Origin of the sequence: Ancylobacter sp. TS-1 (assembly GCF_009223885.1) — a bacterium.
Classification (GTDB): Bacteria; Pseudomonadota; Alphaproteobacteria; order Rhizobiales; family Xanthobacteraceae; genus Ancylobacter.
Genome location: NZ_CP045144.1, coordinates 2158034 through 2179610 on the forward strand (window position 1 = coordinate 2158034; position 21577 = coordinate 2179610).

The following is a 21577-nucleotide window of genomic DNA, read 5'->3' on the forward strand; positions in this document are numbered from 1 at the left end:
GCGTCGTGTCAGCTGCGCAGATTCTCCCGCAGCGTCCGGCCGGTATAGGCGCGGCGGAAAATGCCGCGCTCCTGAAGGATCGGCACCACGCTGCGGGCGAAGGTCTCGAAGCTGCCGGGGAAGGTCGTCGGCGTCAGGATGAAGCCGTCGCAGCCCTTCGCCTCGAAATAGGACTGGAGCTGGTCGGCGACGCTTTCCGGCGTGCCCACCACCTGCGGGCACAGTTCCGAGGTGGCGAAGCGCCGGGCGGCCTCGCCGAGCGTCAGCCCCTCCGCCTTGGTCGCCCGCACCAGCACGTCGAAGGAGCCGCGCGAGCCCTCCTCCATCTGGATGTCGTCGAGCGGCTGGTCGGCGGGATAGCGCGAGAGGTCGACGCCGAGATGGTAGGAGACCAGCGCCATGCCGAGCTCGGCGTCGACGAGATCGTTGATATAGGCCTGCTTCTCGCGGGCGATGGATTCGGTCTCGCCGACGATCGGGTCGACCGAGGTGAGGATGGCGCATTCCTCCGGCGCCCGGCCATATTTGGCCATGCGCCCCTTCACGTCGTTGTAGAAGGCCTGCATGCCTTCCACGTCGTGCTGGAGGGTGAAGATGACCTCCGACCAGCGCGCCGCGAATTCGCGCCCGCGATCCGAGGAGCCGGCCTGCATGATGACCGGATTGCCCTGCGGAGAGCGCGGCACGGTGAGCGGGCCGACGGTGCGGCTCCACTTTCCCTGATAATTGACGGCACGCACCTTGGACGGGTCGGCGAAGGTGCCCGATGCCTTGTCGACGATGAGCGCGTCGGCCTCCCACGAGTTCCACAGCGCCATGCAGGCCTCGACCACCTCGTCGGCGCGGTCGTAGCGCTCATTGCGCGGCGGCAGCCCGTCGAGGCCGAAATTGCGCGCCTCGATGCCGCTCGACGACGTCACCACGTTCCACGCCACCCGCCCGCCGCTGAGATGGTCGAGCGTCGCGAGGGTGCGGGCGATCTGGTAGGGGTTGAGCAGCGAGGTCGACAGGGTGGCGCCGAGGCCGATGTGGCTGGTGACGCGCGACATCACCGACAGCAGCGGCACCGGATCGAGCAGCGCCATCTGCCCCCCCTTCTCGACCACCGTGTCGTGGCTGCCGTTGTAGTAATTGTAGAGGCCCTGCACGTCGGCGAAGAACAGCCCGTCGAAGCAGCCCTGCTCCAGCACGCGCGCCACATGCTCGTAGCTCTGCGGATCGAGGAAGGCGTTCAGCGTCTCCGGGTGGCGCCACATGCCGTGGTGGTGAGCCGTCGGCCCCGCGAGCAGGAAGGCCACGAGGTGCATCTGCCGTGTCATTGGGTTTCCCATACGCCTAGCGGAACAGCCGTCCGCGCCCTTCGATCTTCGTCATGTCGCCGCAGCCGCGCAGCACGTCCCATGCCAGCGCCTGGTTGCTGGTGACGACGGGCAGGCCCGTCGCATCCTCGATGGACTGGACCACCTGCGCCGTGGCGAGGCCGGTGCAGGAGATGAACAGCGCCTGCGCCCCGGGCGTCGCGGCGATGCATCCCCGCCCCGCCTCGATCAGGCAGGCGGGCGTGACGCGGTTCATCTGCCGGTCGCCGTCGAGGGCGAAGGTCGCGCGGCTGAGCACCTCGATGCCCTGCGCCTCGAAATAGTCGGCGATCAGCCCGCCGGTGGCCTCCAGATAGGGCGCCAGCAGGGCGATGCGCCGGGCGCCGAGGGCCTCGAGCGCCTTCGCGCCGGCCTCGATCGGCGTGTGGACGGGAACGCCCGGCCGGGCCTCGCCGATCGCGGCGCGCACCGCCTCGATGCCGATGGCGGCCGTCCCCGAGGTGCAGCTGAAGGCGATGGCGGCGAGCGGCGAGCCGGGCACGAGGCGGGCGGCCGCCTCGGCAAGATGCTCGCGCATCGCGGCGAGCGAATCCGGCGTCACCACATCCGCCATCGGCACGCGGGTGGCGAAGACCGCCACATCCGGCACCGGGGCGAGGAAGGCCTCGAAGTCCCGCACCCCGACCCGGTCGGGTGCCAGCGCGATCATGCCGACCGACAGCCCGTCGCCGGGGGCGAGGCCGGCGGGCAGGCGCGACCACGATGGGCCGGATCGTTCTTCGCTGCTCATGCCGTCCTCCTCCCTTTGTCGCGGGAAGAGTAGGCAGGAGGGCGCCGGCGACGAATGCATCAACGCAAATCTAAAGTTTGGCCCGGGGCGGACCAAGGAGGGCGACGGCTGCGCCCTCCGGTCCTCATCCCCGGGGCGTGGCCCCGGGGATCCATGTCGAATCTCCGGGTGCGGACAACGCCGGCCCGGCGGGGCTCAGGCGGTGTGATAGCCCAGCATCGCCTTGACCTCGAGATACTCGTCGAAGCCGTAGCGCCCGCATTCGCGCCCGTTGCCCGACTGCTTGTAGCCGCCGAAGGGCACGGCGACGTCCTCGGGGGCGTCGTTGATATGCACCGTGCCGGCGCGCAGCCGGCGGGCGACGCGCCGCGCGCGTTCCCGGTCCGAGGAGCTGACATAGGCCGCGAGGCCGTACACCGTGTCGTTGGCGATGGCGATCGCCTCCTCCTCGTCCTCATAGGCGAGGATGGCGACGACCGGCCCGAAGATCTCCTCGCGGGCGACGCTCATGTCGTTGGTGACACCGGCGAACACGGTCGGGCGGACATAATAGCCCGCCGCCAGTCCCTCGGGACGGCCCGGACCGCCGGCGACCAGCCGCGCGCCCTCGGCGATGCCGGCCTCGATCAGCCGCTGGATCTTGTCGAACTGCACCGCGCTCACCACCGGACCGATGACCGTGGAGGGATCCTCCGGCGCCCCGACGACGGTCGCCTCGGCGACGCGGCGGGCATGGGCGAGCGCCTCCTCATAGCGCGCCGCCGGCACCAGCAGGCGCGTGGGCGCGTTGCAGGACTGGCCGGAATTGCTGAAGCAGTTGGCGACGCCGTTCGTCACCGCACGCTCGAAATCGGCATCGTCGAGAATGATGTTGGGCGACTTGCCGCCGAGTTCCTGGCTCACCCGCTTCACCGTGTCGGCCGCCGCCTTCGCCACCGCGATGCCGGCGCGGGTGGAGCCGGTGAAGGACACCATGTCGATCTCGGGATGGTTGGCGAGGCGCTGGCCGACCGTCGGCCCGTCGCCGTTCACCAGGTTGAACACGCCGGCCGGCACGCCGGCCTCGTGCAGGATCTCGGCGAAGAGCAGGCCGGAGGCGGGCGCCACCTCGCTCGGCTTCAGCACCATGGTGCAGCCCGAGGCCAGCGCCGGGGCGACCTTGCACACGATCTGGTTCACCGGCCAGTTCCACGGCGTGATCAGCCCGCACACGCCGATCGGCTCGCGGGTGACGAGAGCGTCGTTGATGGTCTCCTCGACGTCGAGGTCCCGCAGCACCTCGATCGCGCGCTGGAGATGGAACAGCCCCGAGGCAGCCTGCGCGTCGCGCGCGAAGGCCGCCGGCGCGCCCATCTCGCGGGTGATCAGCCCCGCCATCTCGTCGAGCCGGCGCTCATAGACGGCGGCGATGGCCTCCAGCAGTTCGCGGCGCTCGGCGAAGCCGGTCTGCGCATAGGCCGGGAAGGCCCGCCGCGCCGCCGCCACCGCCCGGTCGACATCGGCGACGCTGCCGAGCGCGATGGTCAGGAACGGCGCCTCGGTTGCCGGGTCGATCACCTCCAGCCGCCCGGCCGAGAGCGGCTCGACCCAGGCCCCGTCGATGTAGAAGCGTTCGGCATTGATCATAGCAGTCTCCTGATGGGCGGTGGGACGGGAAGGTCGCAGTCTGGCAGGCCGAGGGAGGGGTCGACCATGACACCGGGATTCATCACGCCGAGCGGATCGAACAGGCCCTTGATCCCCCGCAGCACGCGGTAGCGCCCCGGATCGGCATAGTGCTGCAGCAGCCCCCTCTTCAGGCGGCCGACGCCGTGTTCGGCGCTGAAGGTGCCGCCCATGCCGACGGCAAGGTCGTACAGGGCCGGCGCAAGCTCGCGCCCGATCCGGTCGGTGAAGGCGAGCCGGTCCTCGCCGGGCGGCACGAGCACGTTGTAGTGCAGGTTGCCGTCGCCGACATGGCCATAGACCGAGAGTTCCAGCGCCGGATCATAGGCCGCCACGAGGGTGCCACCGCGCGCGAGAAAAGCGACCGTCGAGCCCAGCGGCACCGAAATGTCGTGCTTCACCGAGCCGCCGAAGTGCTTTTCGCCTTCCGGGATCGTCTCGCGGATCCGCCACATCTGCGCCCGCTGCGCTTCGGTCTGGGCGATGATGACGTCCTCCGCCCAGCCGGCCTCCACCACCTCGCCCATCGCGCCCTCCAGCACGTCCCCGATCGGCAGATGGCGCGAGGAGGAGGACAGCTCGACGAGGATCACGCCGCCCGAGCCGCTCTTCAGGCGCCCGTCATTGCCCGCGACCAGCGCGAGCGAGCGAGCGGTGATGAACTCGAAGGAAGAGACGAGATCGCTGGTCTCCCGCCGCACCAGCGCCAGCATGTCGGCGAGCGGCACGCCGGGCGCCAGCTCGACCCAGGCGGTCGCCCGCCGTGCCGGAATCGGGATCAGCTTGAGCACCGCGCCGGTGACGATGCCGAGCGAGCCCTCCGCGCCGATGAAGTTCTGCCGGATGTCGTAACCGGTGTTGTTCTTGCGCAGCTTCTTCATGTCGTTGACCAGCGTGCCGTCGGGCAGCACCACTTCCAGCCCGAGAACGAGGTCGCGTGTCATGCCGTAGCGCAGGACCGACAGGCCGCCGGCATTGGTGCCGATGACGCCGCCGATGCAGCAGCTTCCCTCGGAGCCTAGGCTCAGCGGGAGATAGAGCCCGGCCGCCTCCGCTGCCTCCTGCGCGTGTTTGAGGATCACCCCCGCATCGACCGACAGCGCGGCATCGAGGGGATCGACGGCGCGCACCTTGTCGAGCCGCTCCAGGCTCAGCACGAACTGCTCGCCCGAGGCGTCCGGCGTGGCGCCGGCGCAGTAGCTGGTGTTGCCGGCCTGCGGCACGATGCCGACGCGGTGCGCGCTGGCGAGGCGCATGATCGCCATCACCTGCTCGGTGCTGGACGGGCGCAGCACCGCCGGGGCGCGCCCGCGCACGAGATCGCGGTGATCGACGAGATAGGGGGCGAGCCGCCCGGCATCGGTCAGCATGCCGGCATCGCCGAGAATCGCGTGCAGGCGCTGCATCAGGTCGGAAACGGACATTCCACATTCTCCCTCGCCGGACCGCCCCGGCGCGCATCCGGCGCCGGGATGGTCCCAACTTTGCTTTCCATTTTCCTCAAGGGGCACACACTGGCCCGCGCGGCCCGCCTCGGCGGGTCTCGCGATTGCGGAGGACGGACATGGTCAATATCGCGAATGTCGATCTCCGACTGCTGCGCGTGTTCACCACGATTGTGGATTGCAACGGATTCTCGGCGGCGCAGGCGGAACTGAACATCAGCCAGTCGACCATCAGCAACCACATGATCGCGCTGGAGGAGCGGCTGCGCTCCAAGCTGTGTCAGCGCGGACGCAGCGGCTTCGAGCTGACCGACCACGGACGCGTCGTCTACGAGGCGGCGCTGCGGCTGTTCGCGGCACTCGACGAGTTCTCCAGCGAGACCGAATCGCTCCATGGCATGCTGACCGGCGGCCTGCGCATCGGGGTCGTCGACAACACCGTCACCGATCCGCATTCGCCGATCGCCGAGGCGTTGCGCCGCTTCTCCAAGCGGCCGAACAATGTCAGCATCAAGCTGGCGGTCGACAGCCCGCCCGCCCTGCAGCGGCAGGTGGTCGACCGCAGCATCGACCTCGCCATATTCGGTTTCGTGCCGCGGCTGCCGAACCTGCGCTACCAGAACCTCTACACCGAATCGAGCGCGCTCTATTGCGGCGAGGGCCACCCGCTGTTCGGCCGGGACGATGCCGAGCTGACGGTGGACATCATCCGCGAGCACCCCTTCGCCAGCCGCTCCTACTGGTGCAACCAGGATCTGGAGCGGATCGGGCTGATGAAGACCTCGGCATCGGTCGAGCAGATGGAGGCCCAGCTCATGCTGGTGCTTTCCGGCGCCTATCTCGCCTTCCTGCCCATGCATTACGCACGGAACTGGGTCGACAAGGGGCGGCTGCGCCCCCTCCTCGTCGACGAGACCTCCTACGCCGTGCGCTTCCAGCTCGCCACCCGCAAGGGCGTGCGCACCACGCCGACGCTCAAGGCCTTCATCCAGGACCTTTACGCCGCCGTCGGCACCACCGGCCGCAAGAAGAGCGAGCCGGAACTGCCGGCGCTCGCCTCCTGGCAGCCCCGCCGCAACCGCCACGACTATGCCCCGGTGATGAACTGAGGCCGGCAAGGCCGGTCAGCCGAGATAGGCCGCACGGATGCGCTCGTCATCCATGAGGGCCGCCGCCGGCCCGGACAGGGTGATCGCGCCGGCCTCCATCACATAGGCGCGCTGGGCCAGTTCCAGCGCGAGGAAGGCGTTCTGCTCGACGATCAGCAGCGACACGCCCCTGGCGGCGATGGCGGCGATGGCGCCGTAGATCACGTCGATGATGCGCGGGGCGAGACCCATGCTGGGCTCGTCCAGCAGCAGCATCGCCGGCCTGGCCATCAGCCCGCGCCCGATGGCGAGCATCTGCTGCTCGCCGCCCGACAGCGTGCCGGCCGCCTGCTCGCGCCGCTCGGCAAGGCGCGGAAACAGCGTGAGCACCGCATCGAGCTCGGCCTCGAGCTCCTTGCGGGGCGCCGTCCGGCAGAAGGCGCCGAGGCGCAGGTTTTCCATGACGGTCAGCCGCCCGAAGACGCGCCGTCCCTCCGGTACCTGCACCAGCCCGAGGCCGGGCAATTCGTCGGCGCGCCGGGCGCCGATGTCGCTGCCGCGAAAGGCGACATGCCCGCGCCCGCAGTCGCGCAGCCGGCATATCGCATTGATGAGGCTGCTCTTTCCCGCGCCATTGGCACCGATCAGCGTCACCACCTCGCCCGCGGCGACCTCGAGTGAGGCGGCGCGCACCGCGCAGATCTGCCCGTAATGGACATCCACGTCGCGAACCGACAGCAGCGGCGGGGCGGTCGAAGCGGAGATCATGGCGCGGCCTCCAGCCCGAGCGCCCGCGCGGCGGTGCGCCCGCCGAGATAGGCGCGCAGCACCTCGGGATTGGCGCGTACCTCGTCAGGCGAGCCGTCGACGATGCACCGCCCATATTCGAGCACGGTAACGCGGTCGGAGATTCCCATGACGAGGCGCATCTGATGCTCGATCAGCAGGATGGTGACGCCGAAGCGCCGGGGCAGGTCGGCGATGAATTCGGTCAGCCGCGCCATTTCCTGCGGATTCATGCCGGCGGCCGGCTCGTCGAGCATCAGCAGTTTCGGCCGCGTCGCCAGCGCACGAGCGATTTCCAGCCGGCGCTGGTCGCCATAGGACAGCGTGCGCGCGGCCCGCTCGGCCTGCGCCGCGAGTCCCACATCGCCCAGCAGGCGCATCGCCTCCTCCCGCGCCGCCCGCTCGGCGCGGCGCGCGGCGGGCAGGCAGGCGAGCGTGGCCAGAAGGCCGTGGACGATGCCGGGCCGCGCCTCCTCCGCCACCAGCACGTTGTCGAGGACGCTGATCGAGCCGAACAACCGCACATTCTGGAAGGTGCGGGCGATGCCCTGCCGCGCGATCACATGCGGGGGCTGGCCATCGATGCGCGCGCCGGCGAGGCTCACCGTTCCCGAGGAGAGCCGCGCGACGCCGGTGATGGCGTTGAACAGGGTCGTCTTGCCCGCCCCGTTGGGGCCGATGACGCTGTGAATGGCGCCGTCCGCCACCTTGAAGGACACGCCGGAGAGCGCCTGCACGCCGCCAAAGCGGATCGACACGTCGTTCAACGCCAGCATCTCAGCTGCTCCTCGCCTGCAGCGGATCCGGCCACAGGCCCTGCGGGCGCACCCGCATCACCAGGATGAGCAGGAAGCCGTAGAACAGGTAGCGGTACTCGCCGAACTCGCGCAGGAATTCCGGCAGGCCGATCAGGATCAGGCTGCCGACGAACACGCCCGGCAGGCTGCCGAGCCCGCCCACCACCAGCAGCGCCAGCACGTTGATGGACACGTCGAGCTTGAAGCTCTGCGGAAAGATCGAGCCGAGCGTGGTGGCGAACAGCGCACCCGCCACACCGGCGAAAGCGGCCCCCAGCACATAGGCGCGCAGCTTGCTCTGCACGAGGTCGATGCCGAGCGTGGCGGCGACATCCTCGTCCTCGCGCGCCGCCGCCCACGCCCTTCCGATCGGCGAGTGCTGCAACCGCCAGCCGGCGAGCGCGACGAGGCAGGTCAGCGCCAGCGTGAGGTAATAGAGGCTGAGCTGCGAGACCATCGGCGCCCCGGCCAGTTCCGGGCGGGGAATGCCGACAATGCCCTGCGCGCCGCCGATGAAAGGCGCGCTCATGTCGGAGACGACCAGCAGGCGGACGATCTCGCCCAGCCCCAGCGTCGCCAGCGCCAGATAGTCGCCGCGCACGCGCAGCACCGGTAGACCGAAGACGAAGCCGCCCGCCGCCGCGCAGAGCGTGGCGATCGGCAGCGCCTCCCAGAAGGAAAGCTGGGCGATGGCGAGCGGGGAATCGGCGGTGAGCAGGGCCGTCACATAGGCCCCGATGGCGAAGAAGGCGACGAAGCCGAGATCGAGCAGCCCGGCGAGACCAAGCTCGATATTGAGCCCGGTGCCCATCAGCGCATAGAGGCCGACCAGCAGCATCACCTGCGCCACGAAGGCGTTGGTGAAGTAGGGAATGAGGATCGCGGCGGCGAGAAGCAGGACGAGACCCGCCAGCGAGGTGCGCTGCTTGCCGGCCTCGCGGCGCCCGAGGGTGCGGAACGCCTGCCAGGCGAGGCCGACCGCCACCGCCACCGCCGTGCCGATCCAGCTCAGCCCGTTGCCGGCATAGATGGTGGAAACCCACCAGCGCCCGCCCAGCAGGTTCGAGAAGAAGCTGATCCAGAGATCGCGCAGCAGTGCGCCGATCAGGATGGCGACGCCGACCGCGAGCAGCGTCCGCCGCGCCGGCGCCGGCATCTGCCGCGCGAGCCCCCCGGCAAGGGCCGACAGCCCCGCGATGATCGCCGCCGCCGCGAGCGCGGCCATGCCGGCCTTGCCGAACAGGCCGGTGTTCAGCGCCGCCGGGCTGAGGGCGACGAACATCGCCTGCAGCTTCGCCTCGCGGGCGACCAGCAGCGCGCCGGCATAGACGAGGCCGGCGAGGACGCCGGCCGCGGCCGCCATCGCCAGCCGTCGGGAACGGCCCTGACGGGGATCGGCCGCCGACCAGCCGACCGCCAGGGCGATCGACAGCAGCATGATCTGGCCGAGCGAGACGGACTGCGCGACGACCGGGCGCGCGGCAAAGGCGGCGAAGACGCCGACCGCCACCACATAGACGCCGACCAGCCCGCCGACGATGCCGGCCTTGAGAACGAGGCTTTGCGGCGCCGCGCCGCGCATGTCCGGGGCCATCATCGGCTACATCCGCTTGACGGCGAGGCGCTCGCCGAAGATGCCCTGCGGGCGGAAGATCAGGATGATCACGAGCAGTCCGTAGGCGATGGCGTCCTTGAGCTGGTAGGGCGCGGGAATGCCGAAGCCGGACAGCAGCGCCGCCGGGCCGAAGCTCTCGGCAAGGCCGAGCACGAAGCCCCCGACCATGGCGCCGGGAATGTTGCCGATGCCGCCGAGCACCGCCGCCGCAAACCCCTTGATGCCGATGGCGAAGCCCATGAAGGCGTGGATCTGCTTGAACACCAGCGCGTACAGCACGCCCGCCGTGCCAGCCATGACACCGCCGATCAGGAAGGTCAGCGTCACCACGCGGTCGGCATTGATGCCCATCAGCGCGGCGGTCTCGCGGTCCTCGGCGACGGCGCGCATGGAGGCGCCGAGGCGCGTGTGCTGGACCAGCAGGTGCAGCGCCCCCATGGCGAGCAGCGCCGCGAGGATGACGAAGATCTGCACGAGAGGCACCTGCAGCGGGCCGAGCGTCACTACGCCGTCGAGCAGGGGTATGTCGTCATAGGCCCGCGATCCGGTGCCGAAGAGGCCGCGCGCGGTGTATTGCAGCACGAAGGAGACGCCGATGGCGCAGATCAGCGGGGCCAGCGTGCCCCGGTGGCGGAACGGCCGGTAGGCGACGCGCTCGACCAGCGCGGCTATCGCGGCGGAGGTCGCGGCGCCCACCGCGATCAGCAGCAGCACGGCGAGAAGCGAGCCGGTGGCGATGAGCGGATCGGCGACGATCAGCGCGCCGAAGGCGCCGGCCATGAACACGTCGCCATGGGCGAAGTTGATCATGCGCAGCACGCCGTAGACCATGGTGTAGCCGAGCGATATCAGCGCGTAGATGCTGCCCAGCGTCAGGCCGAACACGGCGAAGGAAAGCCAGTCCCCGGCGCTGTACTCGTTGTGTGCCAGCGAGAGCAGCAGCCCCGCCGAGACCAGCACGAGAAGCGAGACCCGCAGCGCCAGCATCACCATGTCGACCCAGGTCGACCGGCGGCGCCAGTCGGCAAGGGCGGCACCGATGCCGACGCCGATACCAGCCCCCGCCTCGCCGGCGCCATGCTCCCGGCCACCGGCCGCAGGGCGGTCCGGGATCTCTCCCGAACCGCCGGCCGCCGGGGACGCGCCGGGGGTCATGGCGTCCTCGCTCACTTGTCGACCCGCTTCGGGTTGGTGCCGAGCGCGTAGCTGTCGGGCTGCTCGGAGGTGAACTCCCACACCGCATAGACCGGCGAGGCGCAGTCGCCGAGCGCCGAGCAGCTGAGCTTGCCCGTCAGGCCGTCATAGCCGGCGGTGGCGTGCAGCGCGTCGTTGAGCGCCTTCTTGCCGATGTAGAGCGTGCCGTCCTTTTCCACCGCGGCCTTGTCGACCGCCGCCAGAAGCAGGCCCAGCGCATCGTAGCCATAGGCGTGGAAGCTGGAGATCGGCGGCTCGCCGAACTTCGTCTTGTAGGTCTCGACGAAGGTCTGGTAGGCGGGCCCGAGCGTTTCCGGCCGGAAGTCGATGCCGACGACCTTGACGCCGATGGCGGCCTTGCCGGCGGCGGTGAGGAAGGCCGGCGCGAGGATCGGATCGGTGGCGAGAAGCTCCGTATCCTTGAGGCTGGCGATCTCGCCCATCTGGCGCACGAGATAGGCGCCGGTGGAGACATAGAGCGGTGCGAAAAGCAGAGCGGGCTTCTTGGTGCCGATGCGGGTCAGCACCGGGCGCAGGTCGGTATCGGCGGCGCCGACCGCCTCGCTGGCGACGATCTCGCCGCCGGCCGCCTTGAAGGCGGCCTCGAAGGTGCGCACCACCTGCTCGCCATAGACGCTGCCGTCATGCAGCGTGGCCGCCGTCTTGGCGCCCAGCGTCTTGAAGGCATAGTCGGCGGCGAACTTGCCGGTGGCGTTGTCGTTGAACGAGACGCGCACGAAGCCGTCGAAGGTCGGCCCGCGCGTGGGCGCGGTCAGGGTCGGCGAGGTGGGGCCGACGCCGACCACCGGAACCTTGTGCTGCCAGAGGATCGGCACGCCGGCGCGCCCGGCGCCCGAGCAGCTCGGGCCGAGCACCGCGACCAGCTCGGGGTTCGAGGCCAGCCGGGTCGCCGCCGTCTGGCCGCCTTCCGGGCTGCAGGTCTCGTCCTCGTAGACGATCTCGACCGGATGTCCCTTGTAGGTCCCGCTGATCTTCTCCAGCGCGATCTCGACGCCACGGCGGGCGTCGATGCCGAGCGCCGCATCGGCGCCGGTCAGCGACAGGAAGCTGCCGATCTGCAGCGGCTCGCCGGCCGGCACGACCACGACGCCGTTCTCGTCGGTGACGGGCCCTTTGGTCTCGGCGCTGGCGGGCAGCGCGGCGAACATCGTCACGGCGAGGGCCGTGGCGATGGACTTCAACGACGTATGAGCGGCCATTTCACACTCCCCATGTTGTGACGAGCTATGGGGGCACGCGCCCGGCCGGGGATACATGGCAAGCTGCAAATGTAACGTTGAACGGAATTGGAGGTGAGCCCGGCGGCGCGCAGGGCGGTTCATTGCCAATGCTGGCGCCGTTCCGTATATCGCTGCGCACTCTCTTGCGGGCGGGCAACCTCATGGCGTTTTCAGACACGTTCTCCGACGGCGACCTGTCCTACGTCGCGACGCACCGGCGCTCGTCGCTCTTCACCGCCGACATCGAGCGCTCCGCCGACCTGCTGTCCGACCGCCTGAGCGAGAAGCGCATCCTGATCACCGGCGGCGCCGGCAGCATCGGGGCCAGCACGCTGCGCGAACTGCTGAAGTTCCGCCCCCGTGCCGTCCATGTCGTCGACATCGGCGAGAACCCGCTCGCCGAGCTGACCCGCGACCTGCGCTCGCAGGCCGACGTCCCCCTTCCGCCGGATCTGCGCTTCCTCCCCATCGATTTCGGCGGTCCCGCCATGCAGCGGCACCTGAAGGACGAGCCGGCCTACGACCAGATCCTGCACTTCGCCGCGCACAAGCATGTGCGCTCCGAGAAGGACGTCCCCTCCCTGCTGCAGATGCTGGACACCAACGCGCTGAAGCTCGACCGCTTCCTGCGCTGGCTGCCGCTGTACGGGCATGAGGGGGCGGAGATATTCGCCGTGTCGACCGACAAGGCGGCCAATCCCTCCAGCTTCATGGGCGCCAGCAAGCGGCTGATGGAGCACGTGCTGTTCGCCTCCGGCGCGCAGGGGGCGCCGCGGCGCTCGACGCGCTTCGCCAATGTCGCCTTTTCCAATGGCAGCCTGCCGCAGGCCTTCCTGTTCCGCCTCGCGCGGCGCCAGCCGCTGGCTGCGCCCGAGGGCTCGCGCCGCTTCTTCGTGAGCCTGCGCGAATCCGGCGAAATCTGCCTGCTCGCCGCCTGCGCGGTGCCGGCGGGACACATCGTCTTCCCCAATCTCGACCCCGCCACCAATCTGCGGCCCATGCTGGAGATCGCGGAGGGCGTGCTCGCCCATCACGGGCTGAAGCCCGCCTATTACGAGGACGAGACGGCGGCGATCCGGGCGGTGGAGAGCGAACTCGCCAACGGGCGCTATCCCCTCATCGTGACCCCGCTCGATACCGGCGGCGAGAAGCCCTACGAGGAATTCGTCGGCGCCGGCGAGAGCGCGACCGGCGTCGGGCTCGAGGAAATGAGCGGCATTCCCTACGAGGCCTTCCCGGCCGATCTGCCCGCGGCGATCGAGGCCCTCGCGGCGCTGCGCGACGACATCTCGCGCGACGTCACCAAGACGGACGTCCAGCAGCAGCTTCTGCGGGTGGTCGCCGGCTTCCGGCACGCCGATTCGGACCGCAGCCTCGACCAGCGCGCCTGACGCCTTTCCGCGCCGGCAGCCGCGTCAGATGAAGCGGTCCTTGTCCTTGGCGATGAGGTCGTTGGCGATCTCGTAATCGTCCGGCCGGCCGATATCGAGCCAGAAGCCGTGGTGATGGTGGATCGCCACCTTCTCGTCGGCCGCCAGCAGGGTCAGCATGAGCTGGTCGAAGCCGAAGGCCCCGGTTGCCGGAATGTGGTCGAGCACCCGCCGCGAGGCGGCATAGACGCCCATGCTCACCATGTGCTCGACGACGGGCTTCTCCTTGAAGCCGACCAGGCTGCCGCCGGCAACGTCCAGCACGCCATATTCGATGCGCTGCTCACGACGGGTGGCCGCCACGGTGAAGATGGCGTCCGAGGCGGCGTGGCCCTCCAGCAGCGACATGAAGTCGAGGTCGGTCAGCACGTCGGCGTTCACGACGAGGAAGTTCTCCGGCAGGCTGTCGATCACCCGCAGGGGGCCGATGGTGCCCAGCGGCTCCTCTTCCAGCGAATAGGTGATCTGCACGTTCCAGCGGCTGCCGTCGCCGAAATAGGCGCGGATCAGGTCGCCCATATGGTTCACGGCCAGGACCACCCGCTCGAAGCCGGCGCGCACAAGCCGCTGGATCATCAGCTCCACGATCGGCTTGTCGCCGATCGGGGCCAGCGGCTTGGGGATCGTCGTCGTGTAGGGACGCAGCCGCGTTCCCTTGCCCCCGGCGAGCACGATGGCCGTACGCGGCGACCTCTGGCCCATTTCCTCACGCTTCATCGCATTCACTGGCATGCCCGCCCTTATGGCACCTGGAGGTCCGACGTCGGCCGCTCCGTATGCCTGCACTTTCCATTTTCGACCCGGCGCCCAACACGCTCATGCGCGCCATGATTCCGATCAATCGCCAGCGGAAACCCACCGCCGAATGTCGCCCCTGCCCCCCGTCCGTCTCAAGGGCCGGGATCGTTGCTGCGGATACCATCCCAGCCATTGGAGAGGCTAGCCGTCCCCAATATCAGGCCGACGACGCGCTCGGCAGTATTTGTCACCTGGTAGTCGTCCGGCACCGGATGCGGCAGCCCCGTCGCCTCGCGTTCCGCGAAGAGCTTCGTGGCGACATCGACGCCGCGCAGCACCGCCTCGCGCGCCAGGCCGGTCATGATGATGGACCCGGCGTCGAGCGCCTCGGGCCGCTCGATGGCGTCGCGCGGCGTGACGGCGGGGAATCCCAGGATCGAGGCCTCCTCGGCGATGGTCCCGCTGTCGGAGATGGCGCAGAAGGCGTTCATCTGCAGGTGGTTGTAGTCGTGGAATCCGAACGGCTTCATGAACTGGACCCGCCCGTCGACCTCGGCGCCGAGAGCCTCCAGTCGCTTGCGCGTGCGCGGATGCGTCGAGACGATCACCGGCAGATCGTAGCGCGCCGCCAGCGCGGAAAGCGTGCCGACCAGCTCGCCCAGCCGGGCGCGGCTGTCCACATTCTCCTCGCGGTGCAGCGACACCACGAAATAGCCGCGCGGCGAAAGGGCGAGCCGGTCCAGCACGTCGGAGGCGAGGATGCGCGCGCGGTAATGGTCGAGCACCTCGCGCATCGGCGAGCCGGTCAGGTAGATGCGCCGGTGCTGGATGCCCTCGGCGATCAGGTGACGGCGGGCATGCTCGGTATAGACGAGGTTGAAATCCGAGATGTGGTCGACGAGCCGGCGGTTGGTCTCCTCCGGCACATTGCGGTCGAAGGAACGGTTGCCCGCCTCCATGTGGTAGACGGGGATCTTCATCCGCCGCGCCATCAGGGCCGAGATGGCCGAGTTGGTGTCGCCGAGGATCAGCACCGCGTCGGGCTGCTCGGCGGCGAGCACCTTCTCGCTCTCGATCAGGATGCGCCCCAGCGTCTCGCCCAGCGTGCCGCCACCCGTGCCGAGGAAATGGTCCGGCCGGCGCACGCCGAGATCCTCGAAGAACACCTCGTTGAGCTCGTAGTCGTAATTCTGGCCGGTATGGACGAGGCGGTGCGCGCAGAAGGAATCCAGCCGGGCCATGACGCGCGACAGGCGGATGATCTCCGGGCGCGTGCCCAGTATGGTCATGACCTTGAGCATGGCGCTCCCTTCATTCCCGCGCGCGTCGCGCCCGCCGCCGGATCAGCCGCGGTCACGATAGGCGTCCCGCAGGTCCGCAAGAAGGCGGCGCCAGTCCGGCGGCGCGTACCCCGTCGCCGTCCTGAACCGATCCGATCGCAGCGAGCGGTCGATGACCGGCTCGTCCCTCGCGACGATGGCGATCTCTTTTTCATACACCTGCGCGGCGATGGACAGCAGATCGTATTTGCTGATCGGCGCCGCCGACAGGTGATAGAGCCCATGCAGGCCGGGATCGGGCAGCACGTGGCGCGCGATGACGCGGGCGAGTTCCACCGTGGTGACGCCGGAGAAGATGGCCCGGGTGAAGCCGAAGACCGATCCCTCCTGTCCAAGGAACCAGTCGATCAGCCCGTGCCGGCTGCCCAGCTCATGCCCGACGATGGAGGTCCGCAGGGTGATGGCGTGCGGCGCGTCGACCTCGCCCAGCAGCTTGCTGCGGCCATAGATGTCGGTCGCGTTGGCGACGTCCTCCTCGGTGTAGCCGCCGCGCTTGCCGTCGAACACGCAGTCGGTGCTGACATGGACCAGGCGCGCTCCCGCCTCCCCGCACAGGCGGGCGAGCTGGTGCGGCAGCAGCGCGTTGATCGGCAGGGCGACCAGCGGATCGTCGGCGCTCTGGAGCTGCTTGACCACGCCGATCGCATTGATGACGGTCTCCGCGCGGGTGCGCGCGAGGATGTCGGCTATTCCATCAAGAGCCGCGATGTCCGGAATGTGCAGGAACTGCTCCGCTGGCACGCCGGGGAATTCCTCCGGCGTCACCGGACGGCGGGAGACGCCGAAGACCTCGACCCCCGGCTCGCGCGCGAGAACGCGCATTGCCGCGTTTCCCAGCATCCCGGTCGCGCCGAGCACCACCACCCTCATCGACGGTGCCCGCCGCTGTCCCGCCCGGACCCCATCAACGACGCTCCCAGGCCTCAAGGTCCGCCGCAAGCTCGGGCAGCGACAGCACCAGATCCCTGATGGCCCCGACGTCCAGCCGCTGGGTGTTGTGCGAGTGGTAGTCGTGGTGTTCGGCGGTGTGGATGTCGCCTTCCGTGAAATAGGGCCGGTAGTTCAGGTCGCGCCCGTCCATGCTGACGCGGAAATAGTCGCCCATATCCTCGCTGCGCGTGAGTTCCTGCGCGCTCGCCAGCGTCTCGTAGAGCTTCTCGCCGTGCCGCCAGCCGATGATGTCGACGGGATGGTCAGGACGCCCGAAAATCTCCTTCAGCGCGACGGCGAGGTCGGCAAGGGTGCCGGCCGGCGCCTTGCGGATGAAGAGGTCGCCCTGGCGCGCATGCTCGAAGGCATGGTGGACCAGCGCCACCGAATCCCGCAGCGGCATCAGGAAACGCGTCATGCTCGGCTCGGTGACGGTGATCGGCACGTTGTCCCGTAGCTGCCGGATGAACAGCGGGATCACCGAGCCGCGCGAATACATCACGTTGCCGTAGCGCACGAGGGCGATGGTCGTCGGGGAATCGGGGCCGATCGAGCGGGCGATGGCGCAGGCGATCTTCTCCATCATCGCCTTGGACATGCCCATGGCGTTGACCGGGAACACCGCCTTGTCGGTGGACAGGCAGACCACGCTGCGCACGCCGGCGGCCACCGCCGAGCGCAGCACGTTCTCCGAGCCGAGAATATTGGTGCGTACCGCCTCCAGCGGAAAGAACTCGCAGGACGGAACCTGCTTCAGCGCCGCCGCGTGGAAAACCCGCGTCGCGCCCGCCATGGCCCGGTCGACGCTGTCGCGGTCGCGCACGTCGCCGATATAGAAGCGCACATTGGCGCTGCGCAGCGAATTACGCAGCGCGTCCTGCTTTTCCTCGTCGCGGCTGAGGATGCGGATTTCGGGGCATCCCCGGTCCAGCAGGTCCTGCAGCATGGTACGGCCAAACGACCCGGTGCCGCCGGTGATCAATATGCGTTCATGCTGCATCAAGCTGCCCCCAATCGGGGTCTCCATACGCGACTTCACCGTGAGTCGCCAGAATGGCGGATGCCCCTCGACACGCGCCGCCCACAGCCGACGGCGCCGGCGCCGGCGAGCGGGGTCTTCGCCTGCGGCCCGGGCAAGGGTCGCGCCGGCATCAGGGTTCTGGATCGCGTCCCCCGAAGATGGTTGGATACCCCGACATCGCCGCACCGACATCATATCCGACACGCCATGCCTGGAGACGGTATCGCCAGGCCGGCCGGGCGTTGCGGCCACGCAGACTGCGGGAGGAGCGCGAGCGTCGTGAAGGGTCCACGCGCGGAGCACCACGATGGATGAAGGGCGGGCCACCGAACACATCACCGCCGCCATCACGCTTCCGGCAGGCTCGGTTCCCACCCTGTCGCTACCGCTCGGCTATGACGTCGGGGCGCAGCCGTGGCCGTCCCTGGCGGCGATCATCCATCTTTACTACGACGAACTGGCCCCCGAGCTGCGCGATGTCCTCACCCTGTCCATGGCCGGCCCCACCGACCTGTATGTGACGACCGACACCGACGCCAAGAGGGCGGCGCTCACGGACTGCTTCGCCGATTGGCCGCACGGCAAGGTCGAGGTCAGGCTGGTGCCCAACCGGGGACGGGATGTTGCCCCGCGCATCGTCGGGCTGGCCGATGTCCATGAGCGCTACGAGCTGTGCCTCAACCTGCACGGCAAACGGTCGCCGCACTGGATACACGGCGATGCATGGCGGCGCGATCAGGTCGGACTCCTCGCCGGCAACCGCGAGGTCGTGCTCGGCATTCTGGAGGCGTTCAGGCGCGGGCCCCGGCTCGGCCTGGTGATGCCGCGCATCTTCCCGCCTGTCCGGCCGTCGATAAACTGGGGATATGATTTGGAGCGCTGCGTGAGGCTGGGCGAGCGGCTCGGCATTGCCATCACCCGCTCGCAGGCGCTGCATTTCCCGGCGGGCTCAATGTTCTGGTCGCGGCGAGGCGCCCTGCGTCCGCTGCTCGATCTGGCGCTCACCCCTGAGGATTTCGAGGAGGAGGACGGCCTGCCTCGCGGCAGCATGGCGCATGCCATCGAAAGACTGATGCTGCACATCTGCGAGAGGGCCGGCTTTCACTGGCTCGCCGTCGGCCGCGACGAGGTGCCCGCGCTGGACAGGCTCGTCGAGGTGCGGAGCCCGCAGGAACTCGACGCGGTGATCGCCGCGGGATTTCTTCGGCTCATCGATCCCGATCTCAATCCGCCGGACACCAACGGCCCGGCGGACCTCCTGCGAGCACGCTTCCAGCCCGACTGGCAGGCTCCGGCGCGGCTGACCCTTCTTCTGGACCATCAATGCATGGAGGCGGGAACCGGGCCCGGCTCCCCGCTTCGGCATATGATCGACACCTTTGCCGGCGAACGCGGCTTCACCCGGCGGCGCGTCGCCCTGCCCGGGCGCGAGGAAGCATCCGCACTCCTGCGACATCTTCTTCCGCCGGACACCGAAATGGTCGTGCTGTCGCGTGACGGGCTGGCGACGCCGCTTTCGCTCGGCCCCAACGACCTTCTGCTGGCGCCCGAGGGGCGCGCCGGAGAGCTGGGGGAACGGCTGCTGGCGGCCGGGAGAACGTTTGGAGCGGCCTTTCGGCTGTGCATCGTCCCGCCACCGGGAAGGCCGCCGGAACCCGGTAGCGACCGGCCGGGAGGGGCGCGGGCGGCAAGGTCCGATGGAACACGACCCCGGCAGCGCCGCGCGCATCGAGGCCGGTGGCCACCATCCGGCCGCGCCGGCCTTCCTCCGTTGTGGAACGGAGCGTGCGTGCCACCGCCGATTGTGCGGCGGCACCGAGGTGACAGGCTTGCGGCGGCCCGTGCGCCGTGCTTGTAGGACGCGTCGCCTGTGCCGTGAAAATGCCGGAGCCCAATGGCCGCGCCTTCGCAAGCTCCCGAGAGGTTAGCCGGCCTGCAGGCTCTGCGCGGCATTGCGGCGGCGGCGGTCTATGTCCAGCATGTCTTCGCGTTCGCGGACATGACCGTGAAGGGCCCGACCGATTTTCTCTACAGTTTTCATTTCGGCGCGCTCGGCGTCTATATCTTCTTCGCGCTGTCCGCCTATCTGATGGCGGCGAAAGCCAGCGACCCTCCGCTGAAATTCGCACTGGACCGCACAAGGCGCGTCTATCCCTCCCTGTGGATTGCCCTGGCTGTCTCCGGCGTGGCCTCGCTCTATTTCGTCGGTGCGCACGGCACGACCTGGCAGCTCGTCCTGCTGATCCCGGCCGGCCCGCAGCCATGGGCGAACGTTCCCTATTGGACGCTCTATTTCGAGATGTCCTTCTATGTCCTCATGTTCGTGCTCATCGTCGTCCTGAGGAAATACGCCGTCTACGGAGCCATCGTGGCCCTTTCGGTCAGCTACTTGCTGTCGGCGCCGGACAATCTCCAGAACCAGATCTTTCCGACCGGCGGCGCCGTCCTGGTCATGCCGCTCTCGATCTATTTCCTGGCGGGCCTCGTGACACGCCTTTTGCCCCGTCCCAGGCTAGGCTCCGGCGTCGTCTACGCCCTCGTCGGGATCGCGCTTTTCTACGGCATAGAGCACGCTCACAAGGTGCCGTGTATCGGCCCTCTCATCGCTCCCTATCTCGGGATGATCTTCGTTCCTGTGTGGGCTGTCGCCATGGGCTGCTTCGTTCGGGCCGCGCTGACATGGAGCGCCCAAGGACGGATCGGCTCGCTCATGGCCCGGCTGGGCGACCTGTCCTACGGAATCTATCTCGTTCACATGGTTCCGATGTCAGCCATGACCTACATCGTGAAGTGGAACCAGTGGCCGCTGTCCTTCTGGCAGGTCGCGGCGCTCATGTTCGTCTCGGCCCTGCCGGTCTCCCTGGCCATGGGCTTCGTCGACGTCCGGCTCCAGAGATGGCTGAAGGCGTGGACAGTGCAGCTGCCGCTTTCCGCCATCCGGCGCCGGATAATGGCCTGAGACCGGACGCGCCGTGCTTCGGCGGCGAGGATGGCCGGGACCTCCAGGAGAGCGAATATGCGCTCCGGGCGACGCGCCCTCACCGGGCGATCAGCGCAGCTTTGCGCCGAGCTTCGTGCGTATCCCGGAGGCGGTCGGGCGCGGGAAACGCCTCAAGGGGACTGGAAGACGCTCGGGATCCTCGGGAGAAATCCAGTACGATCTCAGCAGGTAATAGTCCGAGAGCAGGGGGGCCGTTTCGAGGACTGCCCATGCCGCGTACCAGTAGGCGCGACTGAGCGCGAAGCGCTTCAGCCTGCGGATGTCGCGAGGAATGTCGGGCCGCGCGAAGAAGCTCCTGACCAGTACGAGCATTTCCGTCGCCCGCGCCCGCGAGCGGTCCGCGACGGTGATCGATGTCGGGTGGCGTCGCCAGCATGCGAGTTCGTGCGGCACGCGGGCGAAATCCCCGACCAGCGCGAGGCGCAGCCAGCTATCGAGATCGGGGGCATAGCGAAACGCCGGATTGCGCAGGTCGCCGAAATCCTTGAGCGCTTCCCTACGGATGAATGAACCGGGCCCGGGGACCGTCAGGAGCCACGCCACCATGTCGGCGAAGGCGTATTCGTGCGTCACCATCGTCTCGACGGCCCGCCCCTCAGCGTCGATGACCCGCCAGTCGGGATAACCGACCAGGATGGACGGGCGGGCCTCCATGAAAGCCACCATGGTTTCCATCCAGCCGGGCAGGACAGGATCGTCCGAGGAGACCACGGCGGCATAGCGCCCCTGCGCCAGCCGCCAGCCGTGATTCGTGGCCGAGCCTTCGCCGGCATTGGGCTGGAGAACATAGCGCATGCGGTGATCGCGACCTTCCGCGAACAACTCTCTCGTGCGATCGGTCGACCCGTCGTCGACGAGAATAATTTCGAAGTCGGAAAAGGACTGGCCCACTATGCTATCGATCGTCGGGCCCAGAAGCTCGGCGCGATTGTAGGTCGGGATAATAACCGAAACCAAAGGAGATGGTATTTTTACGTATGACAATGCCATCACGCCACGCTGCGAAGGGCGCCAAGCCAAGGCGAGCTAGACGCAACCAGAGCGAAAATCAAGAAAAATGTCGTACTGTCCAGACCTCTGCGGTAGCAGCAATACGTTGCTGCAACCGAACCCTGGTGGTAAGATATTGCGCAATCGCGTCCGGGAGCGAGATTACTCTTTGCTATCCGACCGTTTA

The 21577-nt window shown here is 68.6% G+C and carries 18 protein-coding genes; 4 read left to right on the top strand and 14 right to left on the bottom strand.

The genetic code is table 11. The annotated features are described in order from the left end of the window. Nucleotides 1–8: 8 nt before the first annotated feature. The 4 genes from GBB76_RS10220 to GBB76_RS10235 form a co-directional block, all read right to left on the bottom strand. Nucleotides 9–1319 (bottom strand): LLM class flavin-dependent oxidoreductase, encoded by a 1311-nt coding sequence (locus GBB76_RS10220; protein WP_152303213.1) that lies wholly within the window; start codon nucleotides 1317–1319, stop codon nucleotides 9–11. Between the two features lie 16 nt (nucleotides 1320–1335). Further along, nucleotides 1336–2109, bottom strand: coding sequence for an aspartate/glutamate racemase family protein (locus GBB76_RS10225; protein WP_162375563.1), 774 nt, complete (start codon nucleotides 2107–2109; stop codon nucleotides 1336–1338). Between the two features lie 195 nt (nucleotides 2110–2304). Next, nucleotides 2305–3735, bottom strand: coding sequence for an aldehyde dehydrogenase family protein (locus tag GBB76_RS10230; RefSeq protein ID WP_152303215.1), 1431 nt, complete (start codon nucleotides 3733–3735; stop codon nucleotides 2305–2307). After that, nucleotides 3732–5198, bottom strand: a complete 1467-nt coding sequence (locus GBB76_RS10235) for an FAD-binding oxidoreductase (RefSeq protein WP_152303216.1) — start codon at nucleotides 5196–5198, stop codon at nucleotides 3732–3734. Before GBB76_RS10235 ends, GBB76_RS10230 begins: the two co-directional genes overlap by 4 nt. Nucleotides 5199–5338: 140 nt before the next feature. Between GBB76_RS10235 and GBB76_RS10240 the strand changes: the two genes are divergently transcribed. After that, nucleotides 5339–6328, top strand: a complete 990-nt coding sequence (locus GBB76_RS10240; protein ID WP_152303217.1) for a LysR family transcriptional regulator — start codon at nucleotides 5339–5341, stop codon at nucleotides 6326–6328. A 15-nt stretch (nucleotides 6329–6343) separates the two neighbouring features. Here GBB76_RS10240 and GBB76_RS10245 read toward each other — a convergent pair whose 3' ends face one another. From GBB76_RS10245 to GBB76_RS10265, 5 genes are read right to left on the bottom strand one after another with little or no spacing between them, the layout of a single operon-like run. Next, nucleotides 6344–7075 carry an ABC transporter ATP-binding protein gene (locus GBB76_RS10245; RefSeq protein WP_152303218.1) on the bottom strand — a complete coding sequence of 244 codons (732 nt, stop codon included), beginning with the start codon at nucleotides 7073–7075 and terminating at the stop codon, nucleotides 6344–6346. After that, complete coding sequence (locus GBB76_RS10250; protein WP_152303219.1) at nucleotides 7072–7869, bottom strand: ABC transporter ATP-binding protein; 798 nt, start codon at nucleotides 7867–7869, stop codon at nucleotides 7072–7074. Before GBB76_RS10250 ends, GBB76_RS10245 begins: the two co-directional genes overlap by 4 nt. A gap of 1 nt (nucleotide 7870) precedes the next feature. Beyond that, entirely contained in the window at nucleotides 7871–9487 is a 1617-nt protein-coding gene (locus tag GBB76_RS10255; protein ID WP_152303220.1) for a branched-chain amino acid ABC transporter permease, read from the bottom strand. A 3-nt stretch (nucleotides 9488–9490) separates the two neighbouring features. Continuing rightward, complete coding sequence (locus GBB76_RS10260; protein WP_202911072.1) at nucleotides 9491–10660, bottom strand: branched-chain amino acid ABC transporter permease; 1170 nt, start codon at nucleotides 10658–10660, stop codon at nucleotides 9491–9493. Between the two features lie 11 nt (nucleotides 10661–10671). After that, nucleotides 10672–11919, bottom strand: a complete 1248-nt coding sequence (locus GBB76_RS10265) for a branched-chain amino acid ABC transporter substrate-binding protein (protein WP_246668882.1) — start codon at nucleotides 11917–11919, stop codon at nucleotides 10672–10674. Between the two features lie 182 nt (nucleotides 11920–12101). Between GBB76_RS10265 and GBB76_RS10270 the strand changes: the two genes are divergently transcribed. Continuing rightward, a complete protein-coding gene (locus GBB76_RS10270) occupies nucleotides 12102–13331 on the top strand; it encodes a polysaccharide biosynthesis protein (protein ID WP_162375565.1) in 1230 nt (409 codons plus the stop codon). A gap of 24 nt (nucleotides 13332–13355) precedes the next feature. Here the strand turns inward: GBB76_RS10270 and GBB76_RS10275 are convergent, their stop codons facing one another. The 4 genes from GBB76_RS10275 to GBB76_RS10290 all read right to left on the bottom strand — a co-directional run bounded on the left by GBB76_RS10275 (nucleotide 13356) and on the right by GBB76_RS10290 (nucleotide 17378). Beyond that, nucleotides 13356–14087 carry a sugar phosphate nucleotidyltransferase gene (locus GBB76_RS10275; protein WP_246668883.1) on the bottom strand — a complete coding sequence of 244 codons (732 nt, stop codon included), beginning with the start codon at nucleotides 14085–14087 and terminating at the stop codon, nucleotides 13356–13358. A gap of 173 nt (nucleotides 14088–14260) precedes the next feature. Continuing rightward, nucleotides 14261–15409 carry a non-hydrolyzing UDP-N-acetylglucosamine 2-epimerase gene (gene wecB, locus GBB76_RS10280; protein WP_152303222.1) on the bottom strand — a complete coding sequence of 383 codons (1149 nt, stop codon included), beginning with the start codon at nucleotides 15407–15409 and terminating at the stop codon, nucleotides 14261–14263. 42 nt (nucleotides 15410–15451) lie between these two features. After that, on the bottom strand, nucleotides 15452–16318 hold the full coding sequence (locus GBB76_RS10285) for an SDR family oxidoreductase (protein WP_152303223.1): 867 nt from the start codon (nucleotides 16316–16318) through the stop codon (nucleotides 15452–15454). A 34-nt stretch (nucleotides 16319–16352) separates the two neighbouring features. Beyond that, nucleotides 16353–17378, bottom strand: coding sequence for a polysaccharide biosynthesis protein (locus GBB76_RS10290; RefSeq protein WP_152303224.1), 1026 nt, complete (start codon nucleotides 17376–17378; stop codon nucleotides 16353–16355). A 328-nt stretch (nucleotides 17379–17706) separates the two neighbouring features. Here GBB76_RS10290 and GBB76_RS10295 point away from each other — a divergent pair, with 328 nt between their 5' ends. Together GBB76_RS10295 and GBB76_RS10300 are read left to right on the top strand one after the other, a co-directional pair. Continuing rightward, nucleotides 17707–19257: a rhamnan synthesis F family protein gene (locus tag GBB76_RS10295; RefSeq protein ID WP_152303225.1), complete on the top strand. Its 1551-nt coding sequence runs from the start codon at nucleotides 17707–17709 to the stop codon at nucleotides 19255–19257. A gap of 36 nt (nucleotides 19258–19293) precedes the next feature. Then, nucleotides 19294–20358, top strand: coding sequence for an acyltransferase (locus tag GBB76_RS10300; protein WP_152303226.1), 1065 nt, complete (start codon nucleotides 19294–19296; stop codon nucleotides 20356–20358). A gap of 90 nt (nucleotides 20359–20448) precedes the next feature. On the opposite strand, the gene GBB76_RS10305 is transcribed toward GBB76_RS10300, so the two are convergent. After that, entirely contained in the window at nucleotides 20449–21390 is a 942-nt protein-coding gene (locus GBB76_RS10305; RefSeq protein ID WP_152303227.1) for a glycosyltransferase, read from the bottom strand. Nucleotides 21391–21577: the final 187 nt, after the last annotated feature.

Coding starts and splice junctions, on each gene's coding strand:
- GBB76_RS10220 (WP_152303213.1), bottom strand. CDS start 1,319: ATGACACGGCAGATGCACCTCGTGGCCTTCCTGCTCGCGGGGCCGACG.
- GBB76_RS10225 (WP_162375563.1), bottom strand. CDS start 2,109: ATGAGCAGCGAAGAACGATCCGGCCCATCGTGGTCGCGCCTGCCCGCC.
- GBB76_RS10230 (WP_152303215.1), bottom strand. CDS start 3,735: ATGATCAATGCCGAACGCTTCTACATCGACGGGGCCTGGGTCGAGCCG.
- GBB76_RS10235 (WP_152303216.1), bottom strand. CDS start 5,198: ATGTCCGTTTCCGACCTGATGCAGCGCCTGCACGCGATTCTCGGCGAT.
- GBB76_RS10240 (WP_152303217.1), top strand. CDS start 5,339: ATGGTCAATATCGCGAATGTCGATCTCCGACTGCTGCGCGTGTTCACC.
- GBB76_RS10245 (WP_152303218.1), bottom strand. CDS start 7,075: ATGATCTCCGCTTCGACCGCCCCGCCGCTGCTGTCGGTTCGCGACGTG.
- GBB76_RS10250 (WP_152303219.1), bottom strand. CDS start 7,869: ATGCTGGCGTTGAACGACGTGTCGATCCGCTTTGGCGGCGTGCAGGCG.
- GBB76_RS10255 (WP_152303220.1), bottom strand. CDS start 9,487: ATGATGGCCCCGGACATGCGCGGCGCGGCGCCGCAAAGCCTCGTTCTC.
- GBB76_RS10260 (WP_202911072.1), bottom strand. CDS start 10,660: ATGACCCCCGGCGCGTCCCCGGCGGCCGGCGGTTCGGGAGAGATCCCG.
- GBB76_RS10265 (WP_246668882.1), bottom strand. CDS start 11,919: ATGGCCGCTCATACGTCGTTGAAGTCCATCGCCACGGCCCTCGCCGTG.
- GBB76_RS10270 (WP_162375565.1), top strand. CDS start 12,102: ATGGCGTTTTCAGACACGTTCTCCGACGGCGACCTGTCCTACGTCGCG.
- GBB76_RS10275 (WP_246668883.1), bottom strand. CDS start 14,087: ATGAAGCGTGAGGAAATGGGCCAGAGGTCGCCGCGTACGGCCATCGTG.
- wecB (WP_152303222.1), bottom strand. CDS start 15,409: ATGCTCAAGGTCATGACCATACTGGGCACGCGCCCGGAGATCATCCGC.
- GBB76_RS10285 (WP_152303223.1), bottom strand. CDS start 16,318: ATGAGGGTGGTGGTGCTCGGCGCGACCGGGATGCTGGGAAACGCGGCA.
- GBB76_RS10290 (WP_152303224.1), bottom strand. CDS start 17,378: ATGCAGCATGAACGCATATTGATCACCGGCGGCACCGGGTCGTTTGGC.
- GBB76_RS10295 (WP_152303225.1), top strand. CDS start 17,707: ATGGATGAAGGGCGGGCCACCGAACACATCACCGCCGCCATCACGCTT.
- GBB76_RS10300 (WP_152303226.1), top strand. CDS start 19,294: ATGGCCGCGCCTTCGCAAGCTCCCGAGAGGTTAGCCGGCCTGCAGGCT.
- GBB76_RS10305 (WP_152303227.1), bottom strand. CDS start 21,390: ATGGCATTGTCATACGTAAAAATACCATCTCCTTTGGTTTCGGTTATT.